Raw genomic sequence first — 5,490 nt, forward strand, 5'->3', positions numbered from 1 at the left:
ATCGAGTACATGATGGCACTGCGCCGCCTTGGCAAGACGGCGTTCATGTTCAACTACATCGGCGAAGAGCATGGCCTGCGCAAACGGGTGAACCAGAAGGACTGGACCGTGCGCCTGGCCGAGTTCTTTGACCACTACCTGAAAAAGTCCCCCGCCCCAGCATGGCTCACCGACGGCATCAAGGCCTGGGAGAAGGAGGAGGAAGACAAAGAAGGGGAAGGAAAGTGATGAATCGCAACAGAGAGAAAGAAACGACCACGCGAAAAGCAAGGTACCTGGCGGCGGGCCTCCTCGCCTGCGCCTGGCTGGGCGCGGCTCAGGTGTACGCCCAGCTCAGCGAACGCTACTTTGCCGAGCTGCAGAGCCCACCTGAGCAGGTGTGCGTCGCAGTGTTCTACCCGACAACTGGCACGCTGGAGGAGCTCAGCGCCTTACGCCGCGAGGGCCTCATGCCCACCACAGACCTGCTGGTGGTGGGCGTGTACCACGAGAGGGAAACCGGCGACTACCAGGCAGCCCGTCGCTACGTGGAGGAACAGCACCTCGACTGGGTGCAATTCCACAAAGTCAGCGGAGAGCTATCGCCCGCCAACATCTACGAGGAGAACTCCTGCCGGAACGATTTTGTGCAGATCGTCCGGCTCAGCGACGGCGCCGTCCTCTTCGGTGGCCCGGACATTCCCCCGGAATGCTACGGGCAGAAAACGCATCTGGCTACTGCCATCAAAGAGGTCTACCGCCACTACTTGGACCTCTCCTTCGTGTTTCACCTGCTGGGAGGGTCGCAGAGCAGCGCCCACAAACCTCTGCTGGCCGAGGCTCCGGACTACCCCTTGTTGGGCATCTGCTTGGGGGCACAGACCATCAACGTGGCCACCGGGGGCACCCTTGTGCAAGATATCTGGCAGGTGACCTACGGCAAGCAGACCTACGAGGACGTACTGCGCCTGGGCCCGGAGCGCTGGCACACCAACCCCTATCGGGGTCTCTACCCAGAGGCTCGCCTGCTCGGCTACCACCTGCACCACATACGACTGAAAGAGGACGGCCTCTTCTGCCATGCCTTGGGATTTCCCGCCTCAGACATGCCGTTGGTGGTCAGCTCCCATCATCAGGCGGTAGATAAACCGGGCAAAGGCATTATGGTCGCGGCCACCAGCATGGACGGGCGCGTGGTGGAGGCTATTACGCACCGCACCTTCAAGAACGTGCTGGGCGTGCAATTCCACCCGGACTTTCCCATCCTCTGGGACGCCGAGCAGCGCTTCCGATTCACACCTGAGGGAAAAGAGACAAGCATCCGTGCTCTGCTGGAGGCAGACCCGCCGAGCCTCGCCTTCAATCGCGCGATCTGGATCTGGTTCTTTGGCAAGGCGGCTGAGCGGCACCGCTCCCGACTCTGAGCACGCCGCCTCCATGCTCTGAAAAACGGCTCCCCTCAGGCGGACTCAATACTCTATTTCCACCAGGGCCGGCAGCTTTGTCACGCGTATCCCTGCGGGGCCAAGCTCCTTGTGAGGCTTGCCGTTGACCCTTATGCGGCGAATGGGGTCCTTGTACGCCGGTTTGACCAGCACCTTCGCCTGCCCGCCCTGGCGAAGCTCGATGCTCAGCCGCAGCACCTTCCCCTCCCGCCGGGCGGTGTAGGAAAGGAGGCCAAAGTAGGTGGGCAGGTCTTCGACCTCCACGCCGCCCGGTGCCTCAAGCCAGGCAGCGGGAATGCCCGCGGCCAGCACGAGGTTCCCCCCATCATCCTCGTAGGCGAACACCGCCCGCACCGAGCGGATAAAATCCGAGCCCACCCAGGTGTGCGGCATGTCGCCGATGAACTTCGGGGCGACTGGGTCTTTCCACACCACCTCGGCCCACTGGTTCCAACCTGGCGGACGGCGGTCGTTCATGAAGAACGCCAGTAGCTCGTGCGCTCTCTCCCTCTGGTCGAGCTGAACAAAGGTGCCAATGGCGCGCAGTTCATAGGGGGTATAGTTCTCCCAGTCGCGGGTTCCGGTCTGGCGCTCCTGGGCAAAGCGAAAATAGCGCTCGAAAGTGTTGTGTAGCTCCGGTTCTGGGATGCGGCCGAGCTCGCCTCCTGGGCAAACGCCAATGGTCGTGGAGGTAGGATCAAAGTCACCCAACTCGGCACAGCCGGGGATGTAGTCGATGCCGGCGAGATTCATGGCCAGCCGCACGGAGTGGTAGAGGTCGGTGCGCAGGTCGTCCCTCTCGTGGCCAAACTCCGCCGCTATCTCTTTCTCCCCCAAGAGCTCGGCCATGAGCGTCGCATCTTTGAGACCGCGCAGGGCGAAAAAGTCGTCCCAGTACGAATGCATGGGCTTGGCCGAGTAGCCCTCGTGGCTGATGGACTCCGGGAGCAACCCGTATAGGACCCTTTTCTCCGGCGGTCCGAGCCGGTACTCTTCGCCCTTCCGCTCCCGGCGGAGGCTCTGGATGTAGCGCGCTGCCTTCACCACCTGCGGCCACTTGCCACGCAGCCACGTGGTGTCGCCGGAGAAGCGAAAGTACTGCATGACCGCAAAGATGAACTCCCCGTGGCTGTCGTGCTCAGGCAGAGGGTCCGGCCCGCGCTCGTCCACTACGCACGGAACCTTGCCAGAAGGATACTGGTAGTTGGCATACCAGTCGATGAAGGCACGCGGCTCGTCGCGAAAGCCCATCTGCAGCAGGGCGGTAGAAGTCAGGGAACCGTCGCGGATCCAGGACCTATCATACGTTCGCGAGCCAGGCTTGATGCTCGGTCCGTCGCGGTTGATGAGGATGTAGGCTATGTTGCTGCGCAGCGTGTTCACCAGTGGGGCCGCTGCAGGCGGGACTTTGATTTTCACGCGGTTAAGCTCGCGCACCCATGCCTCGCCGGCACGCGCCAGGTGATCCTGGAAGAGCGTACCTGGGGAGCAACCCCGCAGCATGCTCGCCGCGCTCAGGGATGCATCGTGCAGCGGAACGGCCAGCACATAGTCAGCAGAATCGCCAGGAGCAAGGTGCACATCATAGCGGAAGGCGGCCGAGGCCAGGTGCCGCGGATCGCTGACCGCCTTGTGCTCCGGCAGAGCTCCGCGCTGCAGATAATCGGCGATGTCTCCCCGGTCGAAGGTGGTGGCGCCAAAATCGGCGGGCGGTGTGAGGGAAAGGATGGTCCTGCCGTCAACAACCGCCGCCTGGGAGGAGTAGCTCATCGTGTCAATGCGGCCGACCCCGCCGGTGGTATTCAGCGTCTGCCAGGGGGGAGTAACCTGGAAGGGTCGCACCGCCACAAACAGTGCCCCAACTGCCGGCTGCGCTGCCTCATTCACCACCCTGTAGCGCACGAAGAGGATGGAGTTCCCCGGATCTCCAGTAGCCACCGCGGTGATGGACAACCTGGCCATCTCCCCCACCTGCCAAGTGACCGTGGGAATGGGCAAGTAACCCTCGGCAAGCGTCTGGCTGGCTGCCACGTCGTGCCAGCAGACGAGGCGTCCACCAATCCAGAGAAACGGCTCCAACGAGAAGGAGCGCGTGCCCACCTCGATCATGCCGTGCTCGTTGATAAGCGCCTCCTCGCTGTCGCCGTTCACCCCCACCACTGTCCAATAAGTTTGCCGATCGGAGAAAAACGCCGGGAAGCTACCAGTGGGCGTCTCTTTCGCCAGAGCGCGGAAGAGGTCGTTGGGCGAAGAGGAAAACTCCGGCCCCTTGACCACCATGCGCTTGAGCCGGCAGACCTTGTCGCTGAAGACGAGCAGTCGCAGCCGCAGGTGTCTGCCCTCTGCCCCCGGGGTCGGCACATAGTCGCGCCCGCCATTGCCACCGCGCACGCGGTAGAGCTCCTCCCAGGCGCGGCCATCTGAGGAAACATCCACCGCATAGTCTTTAGCATGAGCGCCGGGTTCCCAGTCCAGCACAAGGCCGCCGATCTCCCTCAGTCTGCCAAAATCAATGGCGAGCCACTGTGTGGCCTTTGCGGCCGACACCGACCAGCCCGTGAGCGTGTCAGCGGAGGCATTCAGCCGAGGCGGGGCTCCTTGCGCCGCCGACACGCGAACCTTAGGGGTAGCCGGTGCGGCAGGAGCGTGCAACACCTCGAAGCGGAAGTTATCGATCCACACTTTGCCACTGCCGCCGCTTCCTGTGGAAACCACGAACTCGACGTACTTGGCTCGTTTGAGCTGCCCTGGGCCAGAAGGCCCCCAGGCAAAGGAGATGTCGCGCCTCTTGACGCGCATCGTCTTCCACGCGGCAGGGAACTCGACGTTCAACTTCTTCACCCAGTACACGTTGCCGAGAGAGTCGATGAGCTTGAACTCAAAGTTGTTGATAGGCGTGGCACCGCGGAGGTCGAAGAGAAACTGGTAGTCTTCAGGCAACTCTATCTCGAACTGCCTTCGCGCAATGACATAGCCAAAACCTCCGCCAAAGGAGAAATCCATGAGCATGGCCTGGCCTGCGCGCCCTTGATCGGCAAGGAGCTTGAGCTGCGCTCCCTCTGAGGTCACCGGCTGCCAGCCTTGAAGCTGCTCAAAGTCATCGAGCAGCCTCTCCTGCGCTCGCCCTTGCAGCACCAGCATCGTGAGAGAAGCGGCCACAACAATGCCAAGCTTTCTCATGGTTCGTATCCTCGTGAAGGTCAGAAAGGTTGGATGACTCGCCGGTGCGTCTCCCAAGAGAGGTAACTGACCACTCGGCCCCTGGCGCTCTTCCTGTCGTATGAGCTCCTCCCTCACGGCGCTGAAGCCAACTCCAGCCAGCCGCCGGAGAAGCCTGCCCTGCGCAACCCAGCAACGATGTACGGATTGCGTTTCATCACCTCCCAGACCAAGCCGGTGCGCAAGTTTTCCGTCATGAGCACAATGGGCCCCTGGTCGATGCCCAGGTAGTCGTGGTCAAACCAACCGTGGGGGGTCTTGGTAGTTGCGAAAGTCGGGTTGAACGCATCGCGGAAGCCGAACTCTGTCCAAAGGAGCTCGCCGTATTTGGCGCGCATCTGCTTCAAGGTGGGGATGCAAATCTCCGGCGCGAAAGGAAGCGATCCGGCCACGGCAGTGGGCGTAATGGTGCCGTCGTCGTTGGTCCAGTCGATAGAAGGCCCGCGCGCACCGTAGCCAATGAAGCGTCGTTCCCTGCCGTCGATGACGAGCGTGGTATCACCCGGGCCGTCGCAGGCGGAGAAACCCCAGATGGTCGGCCCATAGTCGCGAAAGCCGGCCGGGTTGTGGATGGCGTAGGCCCGTTGGGACAAAGTGGCGCGGCGCGAGTTCTCGAAGTAATCAATGCCCCGCGCGCGCATGTAATCGTCCTTGATGCCGCGAAAGTCGATCCAACAGTGCGAGAACTGGTGCCCGAACAGAGGGGCGAAGCTAATGAACTCCTGGCCGTAGAATTCAGCCCAGAGGTAGGATGCGGTCCACGCTTGCCAGGCGCTGGGCGGAATAGGATGCGTAGGCGAGCCCAGGGCCAAGATGTAGAGGATCATAGCCTCGTTGTAGCCTTTCC

At 62.1% G+C, this 5,490-nt stretch carries 4 protein-coding genes; 2 read left to right on the forward strand and 2 right to left on the reverse strand.

The window, feature by feature from the left end; all coding sequences use genetic code 11:
- Both H5U38_01400 and H5U38_01405 read left to right on the forward strand, forming a co-directional pair.
- A partial coding sequence (locus tag H5U38_01400; GenBank protein MBC7185669.1) for a prolyl oligopeptidase family serine peptidase occupies window positions 1–228 on the forward strand: 228 nt, incomplete at its 5' end.
- Entirely contained in the window at window positions 228–1,403 is a 1,176-nt protein-coding gene (locus tag H5U38_01405) for a gamma-glutamyl-gamma-aminobutyrate hydrolase family protein (GenBank protein ID MBC7185670.1), read from the forward strand. The genes H5U38_01400 and H5U38_01405, both read left to right, overlap by 1 nt.
- Window positions 1,404–1,448: 45 nt before the next feature.
- On the opposite strand, the gene H5U38_01410 is transcribed toward H5U38_01405, so the two are convergent.
- Window positions 1,449–4,604: a discoidin domain-containing protein gene (locus H5U38_01410; protein ID MBC7185671.1), complete on the reverse strand. Its 3,156-nt coding sequence runs from the start codon at window positions 4,602–4,604 to the stop codon at window positions 1,449–1,451.
- A 113-nt stretch (window positions 4,605–4,717) separates the two neighbouring features.
- The coding region (locus tag H5U38_01415; protein ID MBC7185672.1) for a Tat pathway signal protein at window positions 4,718–5,490 on the reverse strand (773 nt) is incomplete at its 5' end.

Source organism: Calditrichota bacterium (assembly GCA_014359355.1).
GTDB lineage: Bacteria > Zhuqueibacterota > Zhuqueibacteria > JANLFK01 > Oleimicrobiaceae > Oleimicrobium.

What these genes read in the sequence shown, in the direction of transcription:
- H5U38_01405 (MBC7185670.1), top strand. Translation starts at nt 228, where the DNA reads ATGAATCGCAACAGAGAGAAAGAAACGACCACGCGAAAAGCAAGGTAC.
- H5U38_01410 (MBC7185671.1), bottom strand. Translation starts at nt 4,604, where the DNA reads ATGAGAAAGCTTGGCATTGTTGTGGCCGCTTCTCTCACGATGCTGGTG.